The 832-nt window shown below is 34.7% G+C and carries 1 pseudogene; it reads left to right on the forward strand.

Going from position 1 to position 832, the window contains the following annotated elements:
* Positions 1–80: 80 nt before the first annotated feature.
* Positions 81–832 (forward strand): annotated as a pseudogene (locus HMPREF9402_RS14175) (IS3 family transposase); the annotation flags it as partial.

An 832-nucleotide genomic window follows, 5' to 3' on the forward strand; every position in this document is an offset into this window, starting at 1 on the left:
TGGATAGGTTACAATTAATTAGACAGTTTTTTTAAGGTCATGTAGAATTATAAATAATATCAATCTAAAGGAGCTTTAACATGACCCAAACTAAAACTCGTAGACCACGCCGTACGTATACAGATGAATTTAAAAACCAATTAGTCCAGCTTTATTTAAATGGGAAACGTAAATGTGATATTGTTCGTGAATACGATATCTCATCGTCTTTACTCGATAAATGGATTAAACAGTCAACTTCTACAGGTTCTTTTAAGGAGAAAGATAACCGCTCAGAAGAAGAACAGGAGTTAATCCAACTTCGTAAAAAAGTTAAGCAATTGGAAATGGAAAATGATATTTTAAAGCAAGCCGCGCTGATCTTAGGACGAAGATAAATGTGATTAAAAACAATACACACAAATATTCAGTTTCAGCGATGTGCAAAGTCCTTAATGTGCCTCGTAGCACTTATTATTATGAGTCTAAACCGAAGAAAGATGAAACTCAACTGGTTACTGATATCATTGAGATTTTTCGTCGAAGCCGAAATAATTACGGGACTCGAAAAATTAAGCAAGAGTTAAAAAAGATGGGACAACAAGTTTCACGTCGTCGTATTAGTCGTATCATGAAACAAGAAGGCCTTGTATCGAATTATACCGTTGCTCAATTTAAGCCGCATACAGCTAAATGTAACGAAGATAACACTGAAAATATCGTGGATCGTAACTTTGATGAACAACCACATTTAAACGTTGTTGTCAGTGATTTAACGTACGTTCGTGTAAAAAATCGCTGGCACTATCTTTGTGTGCTTGTAGACCTGTTTAATCGTGAAATTATCGGTTAT

The organism is Turicibacter sp. HGF1 (genome assembly GCF_000191865.1).
GTDB classification, from domain to species: domain Bacteria; phylum Bacillota_I; class Bacilli_A; order MOL361; family Turicibacteraceae; genus Turicibacter; species Turicibacter sanguinis.